The organism is Streptomyces sp. NPDC051909 (assembly GCF_040681095.1).
GTDB lineage: Bacteria > Actinomycetota > Actinomycetes > Streptomycetales > Streptomycetaceae > Streptomyces.
This window is the reverse complement of sequence record NZ_JBFAYA010000033.1, coordinates 1-22,693: the sequence shown is the minus strand read 5'-3', so window position 1 is coordinate 22,693 and position 22,693 is coordinate 1. Positions and strand designations below refer to the sequence as shown.

The window sequence follows — 22,693 nt, the reverse complement described above, 5'->3', positions numbered from 1 at the left end:
GCCACAGGGCGGGATCCCCATCCATCCCTATCGGGATCCCGCCCTACCCCCACCCCACGCACCCAGATACCCGCCACAAAGTCGACGTGAGCTGCGCTGCGAGCAGCCCTAGTACTCCAGCAGCGTTTTGCTATCTGTCCTGGTCAGAGGTGTCGTCGGGAGTGAAGGTCCCCAAGCGGGCCTGGAACCGGCTCTCGTGCGGACAGGGCGCCAAGGGACCACGCGTCTACGACTGGGCCCTGGTCGCCACCGCCGACCCACGCCACCACCTGCTGGTCCGCCGCAGCATCGCCAACCCCACCGACCTGGCCTACTTCTACGCCCACGCACCCGAGGGCCGGTCGATGGCGCTGGCCGACCTCGTGACAATCGCCGGAATCAGATGGACCGTTGAGGAGGACTTCGCCAACGCAAAGGACGCCGTCGGACTGGATCACACCCAGGCCCGCCGCTACCGCTCCTGGCGACGCCACGTCGTCCTTGCGATGGCTGCCCTCGCCCTGCTCTCCGTGATCGCCAGCCTGGACCGGCGAGAACATCCCGCCCCGGTCCTGCCGACCAGCCCCACCGCCGATCCGCCCGCGGACTTCGGACAGATCGCCCTGACCGTCACCGGGGCCCGCCGCCTGTTCCAGCTGTTCACCAACCTGCTGCGGGACCTGCCCGCTGCCCTCGCCACCCGTCGCATGGCCTTCCACCTGCATTGGTCCACCTGGCGACGATGCCACCAAGCACGCGCCCGCTGGCACCACTACAAGCGACGCCTCACCGACCCCGACTGAACCCCGCCCCCCCAACGACCCGTCAGATCACAAAGTGCGACTGGAGTACTAGGGGAACGACTGCTACCGGCCGCGTTTCGCCTAAAGCGTGTTGCAGAAGGTTGTGTCCGGGCAGGTCAGGACACAACCTTCCGCAACACGCTTTAGGCGTTCTGGGTCAGGAGACCGGCGTCGATGACCTCAGCGATCAGGGTGGCGCCGCGGCTGTTCTGGTGGATGTGGTCGGTCGTGAGGACGAGGTTTCGGCGCCGCGAGATCGTGTCGAGGTTGCGGCGAAGCACGGTGTGTTGGACGAGGACGCCGAGGCCCGCTGCGGGGGTCGCCTCCCGGTAGGGAATCGGCGGTGGGTCTGCTCGGCGCAGTTCCTCGATCTGGCGTTCGTGCAGTGGAAGGTAGGTCACCCCGTCGGTGGTGGCGACTTCGGCGATCATCCGGCTGTACCGCTGTGATGCCTGTGCCGCTGTTCCGTCGAGTTGTTGGCCGAGAACCGGGAGCGACAGCAGACCGATCGTCGCGTCGGTCTGCGCTCGCAGTCGTTCGACGACGGCTCCCAGGCACTGCTGGAACCAGCCGGCTGACGGGCGTTCGGGGAGCTGTTTGCGCTTCATGGCCTTGTCGACTCGGTAGCCGGCAAGGCTCGCTCGGGCGTCGTTGGTCCCGATCAACACGGTGATGACGTCGGGCGGGTTCGCGATGACGGTGTCGAGGCTTTGCAAGAGGTTGTAGGCGAAGTCACCGTTGGCGCCGAAGCGGGCAAGCTGCAGATCACCGGGTGGGTGGCGTCGTCCGAGGAGGTCCAGGTAGTCGACGCTGATCAGCGCGCGGGTGAGGCTGTCGCCGAGGCAGGCGATGCGCGTCGTCATGATGCTTCCGGTCCCGGCACGCCGGCGCGTTCGGTCGGGTGGGTGCCGGTGCGAGGACGGTGGTCGGTGCCGAGGCCGGCGGTGATGGTCAGGATGGACGTCGGCCCGGTCATGTCGACCGCGTGCCACACGCCGGCCGGGTTGACGGTGGCCTCGCCGGGCCCGAGCAGAACGCGGTCGGGCACTCCGTCCAGGTCGCGGGTGACCGTCACCGACCCGCTGAGGCAGACGATCAGTTCGTCGCCGGCCGGGTGGCTTTCCCAGTGGTCGCCGGGGCCGTCGCCGTCGAAGATCATCACCATCCGGCCCTCGGCGCCGTCTGCCGCAACCGCGGCGCTGTAGGCCTGGAGCGTCTCCGGGTCCCAGGCGAAGCCCTCGACGAGTCTCGCTGTCGATCCCAGTCCGAGGTGCACGGGGGTGGTCCGCAGGTCGATGGCGTTGTGTTCGCTGACGAGTCTCATGCCGACGATCGTCACACCGCAGCGACCGGGTGGTCTTGAAGGAATGGGAACACCAGCCGACGCGGCGGGCGGCCGGCCGGCGACTACCCGGTCCCCAGGAGGACCTCGCTGTGACGCCAGGCCGTCGGCGTTCGGCCCGTGAACTCGCTCCAGTCCCGCACGAGGTGGGCCTGGTCGGCGTAGCCGGAGATGGCCGCCACATCGGGCCACGAAAGCCGGTTCCGCGCCGTCGCCAGGTCGTGCGCGTGCTCGAAGCGCAGAACGCGGGCGAAGGCTTTCGGCGTCAGGCCCATCTCGCCACGGAACCGTTCGGCCAGGTGCCGGCGGCTCCAGCCCAGTTCCGCGGCGACTGCACCGACCTGGACGCAGCCCCGTGCGGCGACGAGGCGGCGCCAGGCCTCGGCCACCTCGGGGCGCATCCCGCGCGCATGGTCGCTGCCGGCGCCACGGCCGACAGCTCGCAGGAGCAGCTCGTCCAGGACGGTGAACCGCGCCGCCCATGTCGATGCCGCTCGGAGCCGGTCGGCCAGTTCGCCGCCAAGCGCTCCGAGAAGCTCGTCGAGTGGGACCAGTCGGTGGGCGAGCTCAGCGGCGGGCATGCCGTAGACGGCCCGGGCCCCGAGCGGTGTCAGCGCCACCTTCACGCCTTGCTGGCGTCCGTCGTGGTGGATCGCGACGGACCGGCCCATCAGACCGCCGGCCACGCTGCCGAATCGGGTGACCGGTGACCCGTCGCCAACGCCCGCCGCCACCTCCAAAGGGTCTGACAGGCTGATCACCGCAGTCAGAACGCGACCCGGCGGGCCGCAGTGCACCCCCGCCGCGAACCCGCGCAGGTCGAAACCGACATACGAGTCGACGTACCGCCGCAAGGCGGGCGCCGGACGTGCACCGATCCCGGTGGCCATGCGACCTTCCTCCCTGCTTTGAGTACGAGCCGGCGAGCCCGGCAAGATCATCGACCGGACCGTCGTGCCGCTTGCCGGTCCGGTCCGCGTCCGCCACGCACGGCACGTCCTCGGCCAGCTCCAGCACGCCACGCAGACGAGCCGGCGCGGACCTGGGAACCTGGCCCAGCCCCGGAAGTACCCCAGGTGCGAACCGCGGGGACGCGGTGCGGTCGATCGACATCGCTGACACGCAGAAGAAACACGACCCGGCAAAGACCCGAGCAGCCCAACCACCGCGGACCAGCTGCCCGACATTGCCGCCGACCAGCGATTCCGCGGCTTCACGGCCCCTTCCCGGCCTATTCGGGTTGCCACCCATGTACGGCATACCAGGCAGCCTGACATCAGCTCCCCCACCGGCGCTTGCGATTTCCGAGCACCTCGGCCACCTGATACGCCCGCGTCACCCCGATATCGGCGGTCAGTCCACGCCTTCGTCGTCCTCGTCCAGCCCGGGCGCGCCCGGGTCGCGCAGCGGGCGCAGGGCGCCGGCGGCTGGAGTCGGGGTCGGGACGATCCCCGCGCGGCGAAACCCATGACAGCCGGCAACCAGACCTGCCAGCCACCCCACGACAGCCGCTTGGTCACCCCATGACAGCGACCACGCCCCCGCCCCACACCCCACTACCAGGACATCCGCATCACGACACCGCTGACACCCGCCCACTCACACCCTGGCAGCCGGTGCGCAGCGGGCGGCGTCGATGCCGAGGGCAGCGGCGAGGGCTTCGAGGACATCGTCGCTGGGGCGCCGGGCGCCGCGCTCGACGGCGCGGACGGTCGCGTACGAGACGCGCGCGGCGTTCGCGAGCTGAAGTTGGGTGAGGCGGCGGGCGGCGATCCGCTCGCCCACCTCCCGCGGGCTGTCAGCGGCCCTACCTCCCTGACCGTAGCGAGGGCTCGCCGGCCAGCGCTGCGAAACCGTGCATTGGCCCTCGTTCGTGGGCGCTTGCTCAGCGATGCCCTCGTCGTCGTGAAGGGGGAGGCGGCGGCCCGTGCCCAGTCGCTCGCGTACAGGACCGGAGCACCGGTTGCGGGGCTAACCCCTCGGTCCTCCACCCTGCAGTCGCCCACCGCGTGTACCGCACATCTTGCGCCGGGAGGGAGGGCTTTTTTCGACTACCAGGAGGACGCGTATGACAACCATCCAGACCATCTACATGCTGATCGGCGTGCTCTCCGTCGCTGTGATCGTGCTCGCCGCCGGCGGTGTCGCGGTCCTGGTGCACATGCAGCCCAAGCTGGTCCAGCCCCTGACCCTCGCAGCCGTGGTTGCCTTCGGACTGGTGACCGTGGTGCTGACCATTGTGGGGTGGGCCAAATGACCCAGGCCGCCTTCGGCGGTACGCCCCGGCCGCGCCTATCGTCGGCGCGGACGCCCGGACAGGCCCTAGAGCCCGTTCTCCATGCGGACGATGTCGACAAGGTCGTGCAGCGAGTCGACGATCCAGTCGGCGGCGGCCACCGCAATCTCGTCCGCCCACAGGTGGCCCCACGGTCCCCGCCGCAGATGCGCCGCCCGCAACCCGAAAGCGGCCGCCGGCAGCGTGTCGTTGGCCGGGTGGTCGCCGACGTACACGGTCTCGTGCGGCAGCGCGCCGCCCGCGGCGTCGCTCACCCGCGTGAAGAACTCCGTGGCCGGCTTCGCGCACCCCCACTCTCCCGATGTCGCGACCAGGTCGGCGGGCAGCTCGAGGTGCCGCAACAGGCGGCCGGCCTTGACCGTCTGGTTCCCGGCGATCACCACGCGCACGCCGAGCCCACGCAGCGCCGTGAGCGTCGGGCGGACGTCGTCGTACAGGTCGCTCTCGTCCAGGTCTTCGCCGCGGCCGGCGGCCTCGCGGGCGGCGTACTCGGCGCCGAGGTCGATGCCCGGCTTCAGCAGCCGCAGCGCGTCGGCGTTGTCGCGGCCCTGGGCGACGACCGCGCCGACGAGCGCGGAGAGCGTGTGCCGGGGGACGTCGAGCCACTCGGCCCAGCGCGCCCAGTACCGGTCGTCACGAACGAGGGTCTCGCCGATGTCGAAGACGATGCACTTGATCACGCCGCCGAGCGTACGGGCCGCTGCACGGACGCGGCAGGCCTGTGGACAACCCGGGGCACAGGCGCCCGTACTCGAGCCGAAGGCCCCACGGATGTACTGGCTCACCAGATACTGGCCGCGGCGAGGAGGCCGCCCGAACCGACGGGCATCGCCCTCGCCACCACGGGCTCCACCCGATCGCCGTCACCAAGACCGAACGAATTCGGCCGAGGGGTTGATCACGTGAGGACGGGGGATCCCTGCTGGGGTTCAAGCCCGGTGATCAGGTCGCGGGCCTGCCAGGCCAGCCGGTAGGACAGCACGATGATCTGCAGCAGCTCGGCGGTGGAGGGCAGTTCCCCCGGGTTGACGTTGGAGGAGACGTGGTAATGGTGCACGGTCTTCGCGACCGCCCCGCAGCCGGCGGGCAGCAGGCCGTCCTCGTCGGCCCTGCGGTAGGTGTCGACCACGTTCGAGGACCAGTTGCCCGGGATGTCGCCGTAGAAGCGGTGCGAGAACTGCAGGGCGCCGACCCGCAGGACTCCCCAGCAGATGTCCGGGGTGGGCTTCGGATCTGACGCGGCCGCAGCGCAGGCCTTCTCGAGCCCTTAGGCACCGGCCAGGTCGGGGATGTCGGCGCGTACGGAGGTCAGCCAGACGGACACCGCGACCGCGGCGGTCGTCCCGGTCCCGCCCTTCGCCTTCGCCCAGCGTTCACGGACGTCGTCGTGGTCGGCTCCGAGCGCATCGGCCAGTTGGGCGGCGACGTCCCAGGTGGGCAGGCGCCGGCCCGCGAACGCGTCGCCGATCGTCGTCTTGCCGGACCCGGTCAGCTGGGCGAGCCGGCGCACCGAGGGATCGCCGGCCAGGGCCCGCAAGTGGCGAAGATGGCGGGCGAAGTCCTCGACGACGGTCAACAAGTCCTCCCGGTCGGCGGGTTGGTGCCGGTCCATCGTATGGGTCTGTGACCTGCCGTCCGCTGTTGTCCGGCCCCTGTCCGGACAACAGCCGGAGCAGGGCCGAAGCCCTGTCCGGCCAGGTGCCGGACACGATTACGTGGACTCACGCGGCCTCAACTTTTAGAAATCTTCGACGAATTCTCAGTGCAGTCGACGACGACTCGTCTGCATAGAGCGGGGTGACCGCAGTACGACGAGCTTCCGCCACCCGTGCGGGTGCGGGAGGTGTCGGCTGCTTTGGCGAACGCGTCCTGGAAGTGGCGCAGCCGCTCGGCTGTGAGATCGAGGGCTTCCACGTCCGTGCGGGAATCCCGCAGGGCCCGCAGCGCTGTCGTGTCGATCGTCTCCCGAGGTTCGGCCTCCGGCTCCTGGCTGTCGCGCTCGGGGTCGGCGGCCAGGGGCGCGAGCAGCTGCTCGGGCATCGCCGCCTGCTGGTGGGGCGACGACGTCGTACGCCGGGCCCCGCAGGGCGGTGGCCGTGGTGCGCAGGTTCTCCCTCACCACCGCGCCAGCGAGGACGGCCCGGTTGTTGCGCAGCGGGACGCGGGGTATCTCCCGCTGCTCCGCTGTCCGGTCCGGGATCCGGGATGTAGCCAGGTCGCCGGGACCGGCCTTGAGGGGAGTAGGCCCGCGGTCAGCACAGCCGTACGAGGGGAACGGGGCCATCCCCGCAGGAGCGGGGAGCAGCACCTCTTGGGGTGCGAGGTGAGCGGATCAGTCAGTCGGCCGGAAACTTCGAGGATGTGTGCGGTGGGCCTCGGCCCGGGTGGGGACGGCCTCAAGAGCCCGGATGGCGAACGGGGCGTACCGACCAGGTGGACCTTAGAGGTCAGGTCGTAGCGTCGGCGTCGGGTGGGTGTGACACGCCTGCCGGACGGCCGCCGAACCGGTCCGGAGCGTGGTGCGCGAGGAGGTCTTGGGCGAGGACCGTCCAGGGCCTCCTGCTGCCGGGCGACGCTGATGGACCGGCTGTTCGCCCTGCCGCGCTGCTCCTGCGGGGCGTCCGGTTGCGCCGGTGGGCGGGAGGGCCGCCGGCGTCGGTGTGCCGCCCGGCTTACGGGAGCGGGTCGTGGCGGTCGGCGCGGCCGGCACCGGTGTCTCTTCGGCGGGCGCGGTGGGCTGCGGCGCTGGCACGGTTTCCGCAGATCCGTGGACTGCAGTAGCGGCGCGACTGGTTGCGTGAGACGTCCACGAACACCTCTTCACAGCGGTTGCCGTCGCAGATGTGCAGGCGGCTCATTCCGGTGGTGGTGATGACGCCGAGAAGGCCGATGGCGGCGTTCACGGCGTATTGGTCGACGGGCGGGGCCTGCGGGTCGGTGACATGGAGGTGCCATTCGCCGTCATGGTTGGTGTAGTGCGGGAGTGCGTGGTGGTCGGCGAGGATGCGGTTGAGGAGGGCGACGGCGGTTTCCTCGTCGGGGGCACCGAAGACTTCACGCAGAGCCGCCCGGAGGGTGCGGGCCTTGTCGAGGTCCTTGGTTCCGGGCAGGTCTTTGATCCGGATTTCGTGGGCGATGAGCAATTCCGCCAGCGCCGCCGGGTCGGGCATCTTCTCCTTCTCACGGACCACGTTGTAGGTGTTGACGAGATCCTCGGCCCATGTCACCGAATCCCCAGAGTAACTAGCAAATCTCATCATGACTCCGTATCATCTGGCGCAATGGAATCGTCTCGAGATGGAGGGTCGATGGACTCCCAAGAGGCATTACCCGCTCCCGTCACCGCGCCTGAAGAGCATTATCCCCCAGCCGGGTTCAGGGAAGAGTGGCTGCGCGGACTGCGCATGGCGATCCCGCTGGCGATCGCGGTCTTCGGCTTCGCCGTCTCCTTCGGTGTGGTGGCCCGGGCCGCCGGCATGGGAATCATGGCGCCCATCGCCATGTCGTTGACCACCTTCGCCGGGTCCGCCCAGTTCGCGGCCGCGTCCGTGGTGGGCACGGGCGGGGGCATCGCCGCGGCCATCGTGGCCGCCGTTCTGCTCAACTCCCGTTACCTGCCGATCGGGATCAGCGTCGCCCCGGCGATGACGGGCAACCCCCTCAAGCGTTTCCTCTCCGCCCAGCTGGTGGTGGACGAGTCCTGGGCCGTGGGTCATCTGGGCGAGGGCCGCTACTCGCGCGGCCGGCTGCTGGGCGCGGGCGTCGTGGTCTACTGCGCCTGGGTGGGCGGCACGGCCGTCGGCGTCCTGGGGGCACAGTATGTCGGGGACCCGCTGCGTTTCGGACTGGACGTGGTCTCGCCCGTCCTCTTCCTGGCCCTGCTCAAGGGACAGATCAGCGATCGGCGCGCGCTCGTGTGCGCGATCCTCGGCGTCGCCGTCGCGCTGTCCCTGACACCGGTCGCCTCACCGGGAGTGCCGTTGATCGCGTCCACCGTCGCCTGTCTGCTGGGATTGAGGAAATGATGAGCGGAGTATGGCTGGCGGTGCTTCTCGTGGGCGCCGTGTCGATGGCGCTGAAGGCCACCGGGCCGGTACTGCTGGGCGGGCGGGAGCTGCCGGACAGCATGCAGCGGGTGGTGGCTCTCATGGCGCCGACGCTGCTGGCGGCGCTGATCGCCACTCAGATCTTCGGCAGCGGCCAGGCGCTGACGGTCGACGCCCGCGTGGTGGGTCTGGCCGTGGGTGCCTTCGGGGTGTGGCGCAAGTGGCCCACACTGCTCGTGGTGTTCCTGGGCGCGGCGGCGGCGGCGGCAACCCGGCTGATCGCGGGATGAGAGGGGTCTCGGCAATGAGTGCAGACCGGGCCGATGGGCAGATGTGGCCGACCGCGGCGCTGTGGGACGCCGGCATCCGGCTGGGGCACCGGCTCTCGCTGCCGCCGCTGCCCCTGCGCCCGGCAGCGCCGGGAATGAGGCTCGCCGGTCCGCTGCGCAGGATCCACCACACCGAGGGTGTCGCCTCGATCCTCGAGGGCCTGGACGAGGCACGCGAGGGTGACGTGCTGTTCATCGACAACGACGGGCGCACGGACGAGGCGTGCGTGGGCGACCTCGTCGCGATCGAAGCGCGGCTGGCCGGCGTGGCCGGCCTGGTGGTGTGGGGGTGCCACCGGGACACCGACGAGCTGGCCGTCATCAGGCTGCCGGTGTTCAGCCTGGGACCGTGCCCGTCATCGCCCACCCTTCGCCCCGACACCGCCGCCGCCGGAGAACAGCCCTTCACGTTCGAGGCGGGCGACATCGCCGTGGGCGACTCCGACGGTCTGGTGCTCGTCCCCGCCAGGATCCACCCGGAGGTCGTGGATGTCGCCCGGGCCATCGCGCAGGCCGAGCAGCGCCAGGCCGAGGAGGCGCTTCGCGGCGTGAGTCTGCGCGAGCAGCTGCGCTGGGCGGAGTTCAAGCGACGGCGGCGAGAAGACCCGTCGTACACCTTCCGCGCACACATCGCCCCGCTCAGCGGAGCCCTGGAGTAGGAGCAGCTGAGCGGAGCTGGAGCAGGAGCGGCGCAGGGGTTCAGGCGGGAGTGTGCCGGCGCAGCAGGAGGCCGCGGCGCCCGGGCGGGCGGTGGACGACGATCTCCTGCCGGCGCGTGTCCCCCACGATGCACGCGCAGATCATGGAAGCCTCCTTGCGGCGTCGATGTGCCTGCGGGTGAACTCCATCTGGCGGCGGAAGACCGTGACGCGTTCCTCCACGGCCGTCACGCTGTGGCCCGCGTCCACGGCGTGGAACTCGACGGGCAGGCCACGGGCTTGAAGGCGGTCGGCGAAGGCGCGGGCCTGGTCGATGGGACAGCGCGCGTCGTTGACGCCGGCACAGATGAAGACCGGTGCGCGCACGGCGTCGGCGTAGGTGGCCGGCGAGGCGTCGCGGTAGACCTCGGGCACTTCCTGCGGTGTGCCGCCGAACAGGGTCCGGTCGAGCGCCTTGATGTCGTCCATGGCCTGCTGGTGGGCGGCGGCGCAGTCGGCGACCGGAGCACCGGCCAGACCGACGGTCCAGTCGCCCGGCCGGGTACCCAGGCCCAGCAGGGTCAGATAGCCGCCCCAGGACCAGCCGGCCAGGACGAGGCGGGCGGGGTCGACGATCCGCTGGTCGACGGCCCACTGCCGTACCGCGGTGACGTCCTCGAGTTCGGTGTGGCCGACGCGGCGCCGCAGGGCCTCCGTCCACGCCCGCCCGTAGCCGGTCGAGCCGCGGTAGTTGACGCGTACGACGGCGAACCCCTCGTCCGTCCAGGCCGCGGCCTCGGGGTCGAAGGCGTCCCGGTCGTGTTCGTCGGGCCCGCCGTGCAGCAGGAACACCGCGGGATGCGGCCCGGGACCGGACCGGGGCAGGCTCAGCAGCGCGTGGACGCGGCCGCCGGGGCCCTCGACCCACACGTCACGGCAGAGCGCGGCCTGCGGCGGAGCGCCGGCGGCGGGAAACCGGGGGTCACCGCCCAGGGCCCGGAAGACGGGCGGGTGCGCGGAGTCGGACCACTGGAACCACACATCGCCGCCAGGGCGGGTGCGGGCGTGCTCGATGGTGCCGTCGGGAATCCCCAGCCGGGTCAGCTCGCGGGTGGCCAGGTCGTAGCGGAAGGCCTGGGAGCGGGCCTGGTGGTCGTGGACGACCAGCAGCGAGGCGGCGTCCTGCGACCATTCCACGGACGTCTCGCCGGGCAGCTCGAGGTCCAGGGCGGCGTACTCGCCGGTGCGCGGCTCGTAGACGACCGGCTCCCAGCGGTCCTCGCGCGGCTGCAGGAGCAGCAGCCGGTTGTCGCCGACGACCGGGGAGAAACCGACGGCCTCGCCCTCGATGTCGGCGACAGCGTGGCCGTCCGTGGTCAGGACGCGCACGCCCGGCTCCCACAGGTCGCCGCGCTCGCTGTGCGCGATGACGGCGAGGGCGAGGTCGCGTGACAGATCGACGGCGTACGCGGGCTCTTCGTGCCGGTACAGCAGGCGGGATCCGCCTCCCGGCAGCACCAGGGAGACATCCGTGCCGTGCTCGGTGGTGTGGCCGAGCAGGTTGTGTCCGCGCAGGCCGAGGGCGAGTCCCGCGGGCCAGTACGGGTCCAGACCGCGTACGGCGGGCTCGTCTAGGCCCCCGGCGAACGGCTGCCGCATCCACTGGCCGCGTTCGTCGCCGTCGGTGTCGGCGAACCACCACACGGCCTCGCCGGACGCTTCGACGGCGCAGTGCTGGGCGCCGGAGGGGCGATGGGTGACCTGCCGCAGCGTGCCGGCCGCGCGGTCCCAGCAGTAGACCTGGGCGTTGCCGGAGCGGTCGCTGACGAACACGCAGCGCTCCGGGGAGCTTTTGGCCCAGGCGGGCAGCGTGTGGCGCGGGGCCCGGAAGCGCTGTTCCCACAGCGGTGTGTTCACGGCGGTCATGTCAGTGGCAGCCGCAGCCGGCCGCGGTGACACGGTTCATCCGGCGGCGCCGGGGGCCCGTGCCGGCGGCCGTGCCCGCTCCCGCCAGGGGCGTGGTGCCCGCGAGCGCGGTGAGGGAGCTGGTGGCGCAGTCCAGGACGATCTCGAACTCGTTGAGCGGCAGTGAGCCCAGCAGCAGGTGAACGGAGACGGCGGCCCTGCCCGTGGCGGCGGCGTTGGACTCGCTGTTGAAGGGCAGCTGAGGGGCGGCCGGGTTCATGCCGAACTCCAGTCCGGTGACGGCGGCGTGGCCCCGGTCGGCGGCGAAGAGCTGTTCCAGGGCGGCGGCCGCGGCCGCCGATCCCGTCTCGGTCGCCTTCATCGCCCTCACCGCCCCGTCCTCGACACTGAGCACGAGCGGGTAGTGGGAGAGCCCGGAGAGCTTCTCGAACAGCTCCTGGCAGCGCGCCGTACCAGGGGCGCGGGTGCGGACGACGGACCAGCCCTTCACGGCGATCTGCCCGGTGACCGTGGTGCCGGCGCCCGCGAGGTCCAGCCTGCGCAGGCCGGCGGGCGCACTGTGCACAGTGCCGGGCAGGAACGTGCCGCCGTCCGCCCTGGACCATGCCGGCACCGCGAACGTCACCTTGGCCACGGACCCGGTCAGAGCGTCTTCCAGGACCAGGCCGCCGGCCGCCGCAAGCCCGTCGACGAGCGCGGCGCCGGCCAGGCCGAGAGCGTCGGGATCGGTCGTCTCCAGCGACGCGAGCAGGCTGCGCAGCTGGTCCAGGGCGAAGGGGCCGCTGCCCGCGCGGACAGCGGCGACGGTACGGTGCGGGCCCACCTCGGCCGCGGGAGCCGTCAGCAGCCGGTCGTCCCGGGCCACGACGAGGACGTCACTGTCCTGCGGGACACCGGAGCGCAGTACGTCGGTCAGACACTGCCCCGCCTCGGCCGTGACCGTGTCCCACGCCGCGTAACGGCTCGGGGGCTCGATCTGGAAAGAGTCGGAAAAGCACTGTTCCACGACGAGTACGAATCGGTTCCGGCCTGCCGGATACTGGCGATAGGCCTCAGGACGGACGATAATCACTGTGACGCTCCCAGATCGTTGTGCCAGTGTGTCAGTGAGGCGGGCCGAGCTATCACCTCGGCCCGCCTCACTTACGGCACACCCGGCGCGGGGCCTCGCGGGCCTTTCGCGCGTGGCGGCCGACTACCCGGCTCAGCCCAGCAGGGTGCCGAGGTAGTTGCTGTTCTTACGGACCTTGATGGTCTTCTTCATGGCGCGCACCCCCCATCTGACACTCGATCCGGCAGGCGGCCGGAGCCTTCAGTTCCCGGCCCCGCGATCCCTACCTCAGCCCAGCAGGGTGCCGAGGTAGTTGCTGTTCTTGCGAACCTTGATGGTCTTCTTCATGGCCGACACCTCCCTTCCATGGTGGATTTCGCGCTCGTGCGGTTCGTTCACGGCCGGTCAGACGACAGCGGCCATGCGAACGCTGGGAGCGCCGCCCTTGTCGCCCAGGACCACCTGGCCGCCTTCGGTGTAGACGGTGGTGTCGGGCGAGATGATGTCGAGGTGGTACTGAGTGAAGGGAGTAAGGCCCAGCCCCCAGTGGAGGCAGCCCCGTTCACCTCCGTACACCTCGTTCATGGCGTGGTTGCCCGGCAGAATGTCCAGGCTGGTATTGAGGGCGTGCCCGATCTCCCAGACCAGCGCGTAACGCGAGTCGATCTCGAGCATGGCCTCGAAGACCTTGGCGACCTCGGCACCCTCCCTGCGGAAGGGACGCAGCGAGGTGATCGTCCCCTTGGTCACATCGCAGACCACCGCTTCGTGCTCCAGGCCGGCGAGCTTCCCGGCGAGACGAGCCTGGTCCTTGCGGATGAACGACGGCGTGCCGCTGTGCAGAATGGGAAACCCGCGAAACGCGATACTGCCCTCGAGCGGAAGATGCAGACTCTCGTCGAACTCGACGATCTGCATCGGCAGCACACTGATCTCGCCGGAGGGAACGATCTGCTGCTCCCCCCACTCCAAAGGCCCGGCCTGCTGATTCCAGATCAGACCGTCGGCGAGATGGTCGAGCACAGCACGCGTACCGTGACGCTCATCGACATAGAGCAGATGATCGGTGGACTCGGCCAGCTCGAAGAAACGGTCACTGAACTCGCCCTGCTCCTTGGCAGAGGTATTCTCGATGACACCGATGAAATGCCGGATGATATCGAGATCGGCCGGAGTCGAGTTGCAGGCCATCCCCATCAGCTTACGATTCGGGCCCAGAGCCTCCTCGGAAGGAGACTCGAAGAACCGGTACGGCGAGATCACCAGAGAATGCGACCGCTGAGGAATCGTTTCCGCGGCGAGCATCGCCTCGAAGTCGTCACCCTGGCCGATGAGGATGGTCCGGTACTCCGCATACGGAGCCTCCTTGACGATCTCCAGCTCGTGCTCGATCTCACGATTCGTGATCAGACAGAAGACACTTCCCTCTGCCGGCCCGAACTGACTGTATCGAGCAGGATTGATCTTGATCGTCGCCATAACGAGCCTGTCTCCTCATCGGTCAATAGGTGCTCGATCCACGACACAGACAACATCACCCCGGACGAGGAGCGCAATACGGCCCATCACTACGGCCTGAATCAGGCGAGGTTTGAACAGCCGAACCCAGAAAACGGAAGCATTTCATCCACACCCTCCCCCACGACCACCAGGCAATTTCACACGAACACGATCTGTCAAGTACGCAACATTTACACACCCGAAACAGGCCGACCGGCGAACTTCCGCCACGATCCACACCACCGCACCCACCCACGCCCGCCACGTGACAGACAACCACCCACACCCCCCACCCCAAGCTGTGACACGCATCACAACAGGAGGAATGCGGGGAGAGACCACGCAACAACCCACCACCCCAAACAACCACCCACCGAACACCCCCACCACCCACCCCAACCCACACCACGGCCGTCGCCGCGGGCGAGCAGTGACCATGGGCTCCGCGGAACGCGGCCGTGAACCCGGCGACGCCGGCGGCCCCCTCCTCCTCGCGGCCCTCACCACCCTCACCACTCTCACCTACAGCTTCGCCGTGCTCGCCGCGCTCCTCGCCATCGGCCCCGCCGCCCTGCTCGCCCGCCGCCACGCCACGAGCCCCGCACCGCGACAGCCATCAAACGCTCCGCTCTCGAACGAAGCCCCAGGCGGGCGACCTGGGGCCTCGTCGCCTCCACACCATCGGGAGCGGCGCGCCAGTCGGGGTCGGCCTTGGACCAGACGGCAACGAGAGCGGCGAAAATGCATGCAGGTCGTCGCGAGCCGGGGCACAGGCAGTGCTCGCCGCCCAGCGGCTCCACCACCGTCGGCGAAGACGGACACGTGGGGCGGCCCAGACGCGCTGCCCGATCGAGAGGGCGCCGATCCGGCACGGCTCACGCCGGACGGCGACCCGGTGACGGGACGGTTCGGCGGGGACCTCGACGGCAGGCACGAGCCGCCGTTCGCCCGGCGCCGGTTCACTGTTCGACACGCGAGAGCCGTTCCACCAGGCAGAGCGTTCCGGCGCTCGGCTGGTGTCCGAGGCCATTGGAGAGAGGTTGTGGGGAGCGCGGCTCAACAGGTGGGCCCTGTCGGAGGTATGGCGCCGCACCCGACGCCGGTGCACACTGCGCAACGCGCGTAGAAGTGACATGCGGAGGAAACCTTCCGGTCCCCCGCGTGCAACCCCGCACGCCTACAACTGCCCTGCCGCCACGGCGTGTCCCCCACACACCCCCGGTGCGGTGCTCCGCGAACCGTCCGAACCGCTCGCGAAAGGCACCCTCATGCCCCCACGTCACATATCCGCCAGACGCCCCCGCCACACCGCCGCGCTCGGCGCCGCCTGCCTGACCGCCGCCGTGACGCTGGCAACGCTCACCACCACCCCCACGGCGCACGCCGCCACCTCGGTTCCGTCGCAGGGATCGCCGACACAGCTCGACGTCGGCAACTGGAACCTCGAGTGGTTCGGCGCGCCGGACTTCGGCCCGACCGACGAGGCGCTTCAGCAGCAGAACGTCCGCGACGTCATGGCGGGCACCGACATGGACGTGTGGGGCCTCTCCGAGGTCGTCAGCACCTCGGCGTTCGACACCCTCGTGGCCGGCATGCCCGGCTACACCGGAGTCGTCGCCAACGACCCGACCGTGACGAACGGGGCGCAGTACTACTCGGACTTCGGCAACACCGAGCAGAAGGTCGCCCTCGTCTGGCGCTCCAGCCTGGCCACCCTGGTGAGCGCCAAGGTCATCCTGACCGACCAGAACAGCAACTTCGCCGGCCGCCCGCCGGTGGAGTTCACCTTGCGCGGCACGTTCGACGGTGTCACCCGTGACCTCGTCTTCATCGTCCTGCACGCGAAGGCAGGTTCCACCCAGGACGCGTGGAACCTGCGCAACCCCGCCTCACAGGCCCTCAAGTCCTACCTCGACACCACCTACCCCACACAGAACGTCTTCGTCATCGGTGACTGGAACGACGACGTCGACACCTCCATCACGTCCGGGAAGACCTCGCCCTACGCCAACTTCGTGAACGACGCGGCGCGCTACACGTTCCCGACGCGGGCCCTGTCGCTGGCGGGCGTGCCGTCGACGGCGGGCTATCCGGACTTCATCGACCACCAGCTCACCACCAACGAGGTGCAGGCGAAGTACGTCACCGGCTCGGCGACCGCCTTCCAGCCCCAGGCATACGTCCCGAACTACGCGACGACGACCAGCGACCACTACCCGGTGCTCGCCCGCTACGACTTCGCCATCGGCACTGGCGGCGGCGCGAACCAGCAGCCCACGGCCTCGTACACACACACCTGCACCGCTCTCGACTGCACCTTCACCGACGGCAGCACCGACTCCGACGGCACCATCGTGAACCGCAGCTGGAACCTCGGCAACGGCCAGACCTCGACGGCGACGAACCCGACCGTGACCTACGCGTCAGCCGGAACCTACGCGGTCTCACTCACCGTGACGGACAACGGCGGGGCCACCCACACCACGACCCAGAACGTCACCCTCACCGCCGGCGATGGCGGCGGACCCGCCGACGTCATCATCAACGAGGTGCTGGCCAACGAACCGGGCAGCAGCACCGCCGGCGAAGCCGTCGAGATCGTGAACACCGGTGGCACGGAAACCAGCCTCGCCGGCTGGACCCTCCGGGACGGCACGGCAGTGCGGCACACGTTCGCGGCCGGTACGACGCTGCAGCCCGGCAAGGCGATCACCGTGTTCGGCGCGGGCTCCGCGATCCCCGGAGGCATCGCCGCGGTGGCAGCCAGCACCGGCGGCCTCAACCTGTCCAACAGCGGTGACCAGGTGACCCTGCAAGACTCGACCGGAACAACGATCCAGTCGATGACCTACACCTCAAGCCAGGCCAACTCCGACGGGGTGTCCATCAACCGAAACCCCGACGGCTCAGCGACCGGCGACTGGGCCAAGCACAACACCATCAGCCCACTCACCCGCTCACCCGGCCAGCACACCGACGGAACAACCTACTGAACCCCGCACCACCGACCTGACGCCGAGACTGCAGAGGCACGATGACACCACCAAAAGACCGTGCCACAACATGCCAGCAAACAAAGTGAACAGCACTCAACAAACCAACAGAAAAGCAACCGACACGGAGCCCAGAGCCATAGGTTCACGCAGACCAAAGACCATATGCGGGCCCAAGCGCCGGCTGATTCCCGATCGCCCACTCCCTGCTCATCCGCGTCATGCCCCGACGCTGCCGCACGCCACCGACAGTGCTGCCTCTCAGGAGTCCAGGATGCCGGTCATACAGCGCCAGTGATCCGAAGCCTGCCGGCAGCCGTGAGGGCGTGGAGTGGAGACAGAACGCCGGGCTGCCGGCCCCGGTCGGCTGGTCTGCCCCCGAAGTCCCTCCCCCGCTGAACCCGCAGCAGCAGAATCGAGACGTCCTGCAGCGCTCGCCGAGGCTGCCGGTGTAGCCGCCGGCCCGGACCAGGGCGAGGCGGTGGTGGGCGTTGGCCACCTGCGCGAGCAGCACCTTCGCGGCGGAGCGGTCGCCGATGTCCGCGCTCGTGACCATGACGCCCAGCAGCAGGCCGAGGGTGTCGACCACGACGTGCCGCTTGCGCCCGTTGATCAGCTTGCCGCCGTCGAAGCCGCGGCTGTCGGCGCCGACGACCGCGTCCGCCTTGACGGACTGAGAGTCGATCACGCCGGCCGTCGGCCCCGCATCCCGCCCCGCATCCCGCCCCGCCTCCTCGCGGACCCGGCCGCAGCGGCCGGACCACAGCCCGCTCCACGTCCGTCATGTCCGAGGGGTACCGCCGGACATGTTCCGGGTGATCGGCCGCAATGCCGAACCGGTGAGCGACGCAATCACACGACAGGGCAGCCGAATCGAACTCCACCGGCGCAAGCACGTACAACTGCGGCAACGGCGCCTCCTGGATCTCGGTCGGCTTCGCAACCCCGAGCTACCAAGAGGCCCTGTTCCCATATCCGAGGCCAGCCGCGATCACCCGTTCGAGACTGCCGTTCAAAGCCCACCCCTCAAGATCGAAACGACAACAGCTACTGAAGGGTGAGCCGCCCTGGACGTCCCCCTGACCTGAAGTTCCCTTCGTACGACCGTCTCCCATGGTGCGACGCGAGGGGAGAAGGCCGGATTCCGGGGCCAGGTGGACGTCGGGGTCCGTCAGGCGAGGTGGATCGTGAAGCGCCTCACGACCTTCGGGTCCGTGTCGATCGTCTCGGAGTGGACCGAGCCGCGCGCCTTCTCGTACTTCCCGGTGCCGCCGGTGATCGCGGCGTCGAAGGGACCCTGGTCGATGTAGTTGAAGTACACCCCCTGCGTGGTGAGCTGGCCGTCCGGGAGGACGTAGGTCACGAGGCACTGCTCCGCTTCATCGTCACCACCCCGGGTGGTGGTGCAGGTGCCGTGGGTCTCGCCGACCTTGTTGTGCGCCTCGTCGAAGAGGTCCGAGCGGACGACGACCCGATCGCCCTGCGAGACAGTGCCAGGGGTGACGGGGAAGCGGGTCAGCTGCTGCACCTCGGCCAGAAATGTAAGGGTCCGGGTCTTACCCCTGGCCTGGGCGGAGCCGGCGTCCGTCGCGCCTGCCGCGACAGGGGTGAAGGCGAGGAGGGTGACCAGCGTGGCCGTGCCGAGGCCGACCGCTCTGATGGGGCGCATCTTGCGACTCCTGAGGTTGATGTTCGGGAACGACCGGATGGCGAACTTCCATCCGATTCCGTTCGATTCCCTTCATAACCTCGACTCCGCCGCCGCGCGGAGCACCCCGGCGCGAACCACCGGCACATCCAGCCGGTCGGACCAGAGTCAGCGGTCACGTCCAGGGAGCGCGGGATGTCGACGAGCTCGCGGCGCGAGGCCGGGTCCAGGTGGGAAGACGGCTCGTCGAGGACGACGATCTCAGGCTCCATGGCGAGGGCCGTGGCGAGGGCCGTGGCGAGGGGAGGCCACCCGACCGGGAACCCTCGTTCGACCGCCGAGCGAACCTCTCGGTACGACAACGGCTCCTAAGAGGTCGTTTTCACCTGTGCTGCCCGCTTATCAGTGGATTCTCGAAGTGTCGGGTTGTGGTGCAGGTGAGGTGGCGGAGGCGGTCGATATCTGCGAGGCGGGCGGGGTTGTGGATGAGGTAGAAGGCGACGTAATCCTGTCTCATCCCAAGATGCCCGGTCTTCACGGTCGCGGTGTGCTTCGACTGTCGCCGCTGTGCGCCTGGGCGCATTCGGCTCGCGGCGGTACGCCGGAGGCCTGGTGAAGCGACGTCCGTATCCGAGTGATCTGTCCGTTGCTCGTTGGGAGTTGATCGAGCCGGTCCTTGCCGCGTGGCGGTTCGGGCGCCGCGGCAGAGCTCGGGATTTCGGCCGGCCGCCCGAGCACGACCTGCGTGACATCATGGACGCGATCTTGTATATGGACCGGACCGGGGTCCAGTGGCACTACCTCCCTCACGACTTCCCGCACTGGAACACCGTCTACGGCTACTTCGCCAAATGGGCCGACGAGGGCGTGTTCGCCCAGCTCAACGGCCTGCTCCGGCAACTGCTCCGCGAGAGGGAGGGGCGGGACGCCGAGCCTTCCGCGTGCGTGATCGACGCCCAGAGCGTCAAGACCTCCACCAGCGTCCCCGCTGCCGGCCAGGGCGTCGACGCGGGGAAGAAGATCGTCGGCAGGAAGCGGAGCATCGTCACCGACACGCTCGGCCTCCTCCTCGCGGTGCTGGTCACCGCGGCCAGCGTGCAGGACTCCCTCGCCGGCACCGCACTGCTCGACAAGGTCGCTGCCGAACACCCCGGCATCCGCAAAGTGTGGGTCGACGGCGGTTACCGCCGGCGCCTCGTCGAGCACGCAGCCACCCTCGGCATCGACATGGAAATCACCGCCCGTAAGCCCGGGACCAGGGGATTCACCCCGATCCCCAAACGGTGGGCGGTCGAGCGGATCTACGGCTGGCTCATGCTCCACCGCCACCTCGCCCGTGACTACTAAACCCGGCCCACCCGCTCCGAAGCCATCGCTCACCTCGCCATGACCGACCTCATGGCCCGCCGCCTCACCAGCGAGAACACCATCTCCTGGCGAGACCCGGAATGACCAAACAACCGATTACGGGATAAAACATCGGACCAAAACGACCTCTTACTGAGAATGGGTCAGTCACAAGATCTCCGGCTGTGGTACCCGGTAGTGGTCTGATGTCGTCGCAAATGCCATGCTACGCAGCAGGGCCGTATTCGTGATCAAGGAAATCGGGCCACGAACCCCGTGAATAGGCCTCAAGCCCTCGCGCGGGCCGCCACCCTCACCAGCGCGAGCGGCGGATTCTACAGAAGACGATCACGCGGATCGGCGTCTCTGCCGAGTCCTCACACTCCAGAGCGACAGAACACGACAGCGCGAACGCGGGCGGGAAAGCTCACGAATTACGAAGCTCCGTCGTTCGCGAGCGAGTCGGTAGCCCACCCACATCAACGGAGCTTCGGTACGCCCCGTCATGCCCCAGCCGGCCAGCTGTTCACAAGAACACGGCGGCTTCGCGAGATCCCTGCTCTACAACCGACGACACCGTCACGAAGATCGAGGTCAGGCAGACCGCTCAGCGGGGCCGCGGTCTATTGATCAAGAGGGGCGGGATGAAAGGCAGATTCGCGAGAAACCCTTTTCGCCTACGGCTACTTGATCGCCGAGGATTTTAGCCGTTCATGGCAGCACAGGTATATCTCGGGAATACATCGCCAGAATGGAACGTGCGATTTATCGCTTGAAAAACTACATAATCCGGACTCGCATCCCGGTGCCCTATCGGATCAAGGGTCTCTATATCAGGATCCCCACCCGGCGCCCACTCTGCATTCACCAGGTAGGGTCGGTTGCTGGGGCAGGTTGATTCTGAAACTACAGCCTGAGTCGGACCCGGACCTCCCGCAGGTATATTCATGAGCTCCGTAAAGGTGATATATGGAGGCCCACACTTGAATGTAGCAGTGACAGTTCCGTTGCTGCTGCTGTCATTTTTCGTCCATACCCGCATCGAATGCCTGGGCGCGTAGGTGCCGTCAACGTAATATTCGAATACAGCGGAGACGTTCGAGCTAGAAGAGATCTGCTGGCCCACTATGGAATCATGTGGGTCTGGGCAGTAGAAATAAGACGTGCCGGGGCCACTGTTGGCGTTGACGCTCTTTGTTTCCGTAAGGGTATAGTCCTCCGGCGTGTCTGCAACCGCCTGCCCTGACACCAATGTCGCCGCTAAGGACAGGCCGGCGCCCAGTACGCCAGCCAGTCTTGCGAGATTCCAATTCAACGTATTTTCACCATTCTCGTGGCGCGATCCGTGTCACTCAGACCGCGGATATACAGTTCCATGCAAGCTCGGATATTCTGAGCCTTGATCGCCACGGTGCAGCGGTCTCGTCCTCTAAATGGACGATGGTGAGATGGCTCAGGTTTGTCCCTGCAGCGTAAGGTTCACTGCGGCGTGCGATATGAGCACGTCATGCTCAAAAGCCAAACACGCGGCGGTGCTGTCATATTTTTACACAGAGCCCTCTTTCATCCTGAATAGTCACAGGTTGGCTGGGTATGGGCAGCTTGGACGATCGTGCCGATACGGCAGGTGGAACATCGTGCCCGTCGCGGGGCATGCCACCGCTTGAGCTGTGCGAAGTCGCGTTCACCCGGAGCCCTCAGCCGGGCGTGGTCCCGGTTGAACCGCTGGCAGTGCTCGGGCTGTTCGCGGTGGTCGTAGTAGGGGGTGCGGACGGTGGCACCGGCTGCATGACGAGATCCTGCACCGCCTCGACGACACCGGCCTGCTCGACCTGCCCCGTGCCGTCCTCGACTCCGCCCATGTCATGGCTAGACGGGGGATTCACCGGTCCGAGCCCCGTGGACCGTGGGCGCCAAGACACACGTCCTGTCGGACGCGGCCGGAAGCATCGGCATCCGCCTCGCCCGCAAGGGCATCGAGCCCAGCGAACGACTCGGGCGCCGCAGATGGGCGACCAAGCGAACCATGTCCTGGCTGACCGGCTACCGCCGACTCAACCACCGCTACGAACGGCCACCCCCGCAACTACCTGGCCTTCCTCGGCCTCGCCGCAGCCATCTGCTGCTACAAACGACTCATCCGCCTCACCACATAGGGCACGGTCTTGGCTGTCGAGGTGAAGGCGGTGGTTTCGCTGGAGTTCTGGCCCGCGGTCAGGTCCTGGTGAAGCTGGCCGGTCATTCGGTTGAACAGGTGGCGGAGGACCGCGCGGTAGCGGTCTCACGTCGGCGGTTGTAGTGTGCGTGGGCTCCGAGTGAGGCGGTCAGGGCGGCGAATGCCCAGTGCCGGCCGGTCGCTGCGAGTCGGCTGTTCTTGATCCGGCGGTGGCTGATGCGGCGGCCGCCCGGACTCGCGGGTGACCGGGGCGCTTCCGGCACAGGCCTTCGGGTCGCGGGCGGGTCGGAGCGGGTGCGGTCATCGCCGGTCTCGGCGAGGATCCGGACGCCGTGTGTGCGGGGGGGGGGAGTTCAGCACGCGGTTTCAGCCCCAGCGCCGCCTCACCGCCGTTGCTGATCAGCAGCCGCGCTGTTCCCCCGCTGACCACTCTTGGCACCCCATTCCCACTTGGGCTTCACTGACGCAGGCCACTCGGCCACATGCGATGCCCTCAATGCAAGGCAGGTGCCAGGGGGCCGGATTGGGCTTACTTCGCTTTGACGGACATCGGAGATCAGGGGCTTGGGCCCCGGAAGGATGATGTTCATCATGGAGAGCATGGGGAAGAGGAAGGCGC

19 protein-coding genes and 5 pseudogenes are annotated in these 22,693 nt (G+C 68.6%); 8 read left to right on the top strand and 16 right to left on the bottom strand.

Annotated features, from left to right (window positions below; all coding sequences use genetic code 11):
- Nucleotides 1–161: 161 nt before the first annotated feature.
- Nucleotides 162–782, top strand: a complete 621-nt coding sequence (locus AB0M18_RS32720) for a transposase (RefSeq protein ID WP_365764476.1) — start codon at nucleotides 162–164, stop codon at nucleotides 780–782.
- A gap of 143 nt (nucleotides 783–925) precedes the next feature.
- Here the strand turns inward: AB0M18_RS32720 and AB0M18_RS32715 are convergent, their stop codons facing one another.
- From AB0M18_RS32715 to AB0M18_RS32700, 4 genes are all read right to left on the bottom strand, one after another.
- Nucleotides 926–1,645 (bottom strand): SGNH/GDSL hydrolase family protein, encoded by a 720-nt coding sequence (locus AB0M18_RS32715; protein ID WP_365764473.1) that lies wholly within the window; start codon nucleotides 1,643–1,645, stop codon nucleotides 926–928.
- A complete protein-coding gene (locus tag AB0M18_RS32710) occupies nucleotides 1,642–2,106 on the bottom strand; it encodes a cupin domain-containing protein (protein WP_365764471.1) in 465 nt (154 codons plus the stop codon). Before AB0M18_RS32710 ends, AB0M18_RS32715 begins: the two co-directional genes overlap by 4 nt.
- Nucleotides 2,107–2,189: 83 nt before the next feature.
- Nucleotides 2,190–3,014 (bottom strand): helix-turn-helix domain-containing protein, encoded by an 825-nt coding sequence (locus tag AB0M18_RS32705; protein ID WP_365764469.1) that lies wholly within the window; start codon nucleotides 3,012–3,014, stop codon nucleotides 2,190–2,192.
- Between the two features lie 709 nt (nucleotides 3,015–3,723).
- Complete coding sequence (locus AB0M18_RS32700) at nucleotides 3,724–3,909, bottom strand: helix-turn-helix transcriptional regulator (protein ID WP_365764467.1); 186 nt, start codon at nucleotides 3,907–3,909, stop codon at nucleotides 3,724–3,726.
- Nucleotides 3,910–4,192: 283 nt separating this feature from the next.
- Here AB0M18_RS32700 and AB0M18_RS32695 point away from each other — a divergent pair, with 283 nt between their 5' ends.
- Complete coding sequence (locus tag AB0M18_RS32695; RefSeq protein WP_365764465.1) at nucleotides 4,193–4,381, top strand: hypothetical protein; 189 nt, start codon at nucleotides 4,193–4,195, stop codon at nucleotides 4,379–4,381.
- Nucleotides 4,382–4,446: 65 nt separating this feature from the next.
- Here the strand turns inward: AB0M18_RS32695 and AB0M18_RS32690 are convergent, their stop codons facing one another.
- The 5 genes from AB0M18_RS32690 to AB0M18_RS32670 form a co-directional block, all read right to left on the bottom strand.
- A complete protein-coding gene (locus tag AB0M18_RS32690) occupies nucleotides 4,447–5,097 on the bottom strand; it encodes an HAD family hydrolase (protein ID WP_365764518.1) in 651 nt (216 codons plus the stop codon).
- A gap of 221 nt (nucleotides 5,098–5,318) precedes the next feature.
- A complete protein-coding gene (locus AB0M18_RS32685; protein WP_365764463.1) occupies nucleotides 5,319–5,549 on the bottom strand; it encodes a hypothetical protein in 231 nt (76 codons plus the stop codon).
- A gap of 138 nt (nucleotides 5,550–5,687) precedes the next feature.
- The gene (locus AB0M18_RS32680) at nucleotides 5,688–6,032 is read right to left on the bottom strand and encodes a helix-turn-helix transcriptional regulator (RefSeq protein ID WP_365764461.1); all 345 of its coding nucleotides are present in this window, start codon (nucleotides 6,030–6,032) and stop codon (nucleotides 5,688–5,690) included.
- A 119-nt stretch (nucleotides 6,033–6,151) separates the two neighbouring features.
- The gene (locus AB0M18_RS32675) at nucleotides 6,152–6,460 is read right to left on the bottom strand and encodes a hypothetical protein (protein ID WP_365764459.1); all 309 of its coding nucleotides are present in this window, start codon (nucleotides 6,458–6,460) and stop codon (nucleotides 6,152–6,154) included.
- A gap of 632 nt (nucleotides 6,461–7,092) precedes the next feature.
- Nucleotides 7,093–7,647 (bottom strand): CGNR zinc finger domain-containing protein, encoded by a 555-nt coding sequence (locus AB0M18_RS32670; protein WP_365764457.1) that lies wholly within the window; start codon nucleotides 7,645–7,647, stop codon nucleotides 7,093–7,095.
- An 81-nt stretch (nucleotides 7,648–7,728) separates the two neighbouring features.
- On the opposite strand from AB0M18_RS32670, the gene AB0M18_RS32665 reads away from it, so the two are divergent.
- Genes AB0M18_RS32665 through AB0M18_RS32655 form a run of 3 tightly spaced genes read left to right on the top strand, consistent with a single transcriptional unit; the run spans nucleotide 7,729 to nucleotide 9,454 of the window.
- Nucleotides 7,729–8,445, top strand: coding sequence for an AzlC family ABC transporter permease (locus AB0M18_RS32665; RefSeq protein WP_365764455.1), 717 nt, complete (start codon nucleotides 7,729–7,731; stop codon nucleotides 8,443–8,445).
- Nucleotides 8,442–8,756, top strand: a complete 315-nt coding sequence (locus AB0M18_RS32660; RefSeq protein WP_365764453.1) for an AzlD domain-containing protein — start codon at nucleotides 8,442–8,444, stop codon at nucleotides 8,754–8,756. Before AB0M18_RS32665 ends, AB0M18_RS32660 begins: the two co-directional genes overlap by 4 nt.
- A gap of 14 nt (nucleotides 8,757–8,770) precedes the next feature.
- A complete protein-coding gene (locus AB0M18_RS32655) occupies nucleotides 8,771–9,454 on the top strand; it encodes an RraA family protein (protein ID WP_365764451.1) in 684 nt (227 codons plus the stop codon).
- Between the two features lie 141 nt (nucleotides 9,455–9,595).
- Here AB0M18_RS32655 and AB0M18_RS32650 read toward each other — a convergent pair whose 3' ends face one another.
- The 3 genes from AB0M18_RS32650 to AB0M18_RS32640 all read right to left on the bottom strand — a co-directional run bounded on the left by AB0M18_RS32650 (nucleotide 9,596) and on the right by AB0M18_RS32640 (nucleotide 13,889).
- Nucleotides 9,596–11,359 carry a prolyl oligopeptidase family serine peptidase gene (locus AB0M18_RS32650; RefSeq protein WP_365764449.1) on the bottom strand — a complete coding sequence of 588 codons (1,764 nt, stop codon included), beginning with the start codon at nucleotides 11,357–11,359 and terminating at the stop codon, nucleotides 9,596–9,598.
- A 1-nt stretch (nucleotide 11,360) separates the two neighbouring features.
- Nucleotides 11,361–12,365, bottom strand: a complete 1,005-nt coding sequence (locus AB0M18_RS32645; RefSeq protein WP_365764447.1) for a hypothetical protein — start codon at nucleotides 12,363–12,365, stop codon at nucleotides 11,361–11,363.
- A 450-nt stretch (nucleotides 12,366–12,815) separates the two neighbouring features.
- Nucleotides 12,816–13,889 (bottom strand): hypothetical protein, encoded by a 1,074-nt coding sequence (locus tag AB0M18_RS32640; protein WP_365764445.1) that lies wholly within the window; start codon nucleotides 13,887–13,889, stop codon nucleotides 12,816–12,818.
- Nucleotides 13,890–15,178: 1,289 nt separating this feature from the next.
- Here AB0M18_RS32640 and AB0M18_RS32635 point away from each other — a divergent pair.
- On the top strand, nucleotides 15,179–16,903 hold the full coding sequence (locus tag AB0M18_RS32635) for a lamin tail domain-containing protein (protein WP_365764443.1): 1,725 nt from the start codon (nucleotides 15,179–15,181) through the stop codon (nucleotides 16,901–16,903).
- Between the two features lie 508 nt (nucleotides 16,904–17,411).
- Here AB0M18_RS32635 and AB0M18_RS32630 read toward each other — a convergent pair.
- The 3 genes and pseudogenes from AB0M18_RS32630 to AB0M18_RS32620 form a co-directional block, all read right to left on the bottom strand.
- Nucleotides 17,412–17,618 (bottom strand): annotated as a pseudogene (locus AB0M18_RS32630) (transposase); the annotation flags it as partial.
- Nucleotides 17,619–18,074: 456 nt separating this feature from the next.
- A complete protein-coding gene (locus AB0M18_RS32625) occupies nucleotides 18,075–18,572 on the bottom strand; it encodes a hypothetical protein (protein ID WP_365764441.1) in 498 nt (165 codons plus the stop codon).
- A gap of 152 nt (nucleotides 18,573–18,724) precedes the next feature.
- Nucleotides 18,725–18,844 (bottom strand): annotated as a pseudogene (locus AB0M18_RS32620) (cobalt ABC transporter ATP-binding protein); the annotation flags it as partial.
- Nucleotides 18,845–19,160: 316 nt separating this feature from the next.
- On the opposite strand from AB0M18_RS32620, the pseudogene AB0M18_RS32615 reads away from it, so the two are divergent.
- Nucleotides 19,161–20,003 (top strand): annotated as a pseudogene (locus tag AB0M18_RS32615) (IS5 family transposase).
- Between the two features lie 1,458 nt (nucleotides 20,004–21,461).
- Here the strand turns inward: AB0M18_RS32615 and AB0M18_RS32610 are convergent.
- A pseudogene (locus AB0M18_RS32610) lies at nucleotides 21,462–21,683 on the bottom strand (IS5/IS1182 family transposase); the annotation flags it as partial.
- 160 nt (nucleotides 21,684–21,843) lie between these two features.
- Here AB0M18_RS32610 and AB0M18_RS32605 point away from each other — a divergent pair.
- Nucleotides 21,844–22,054 (top strand): annotated as a pseudogene (locus AB0M18_RS32605) (IS5/IS1182 family transposase); the annotation flags it as partial.
- Between the last annotated feature and the right edge of the window lie 639 nt (nucleotides 22,055–22,693).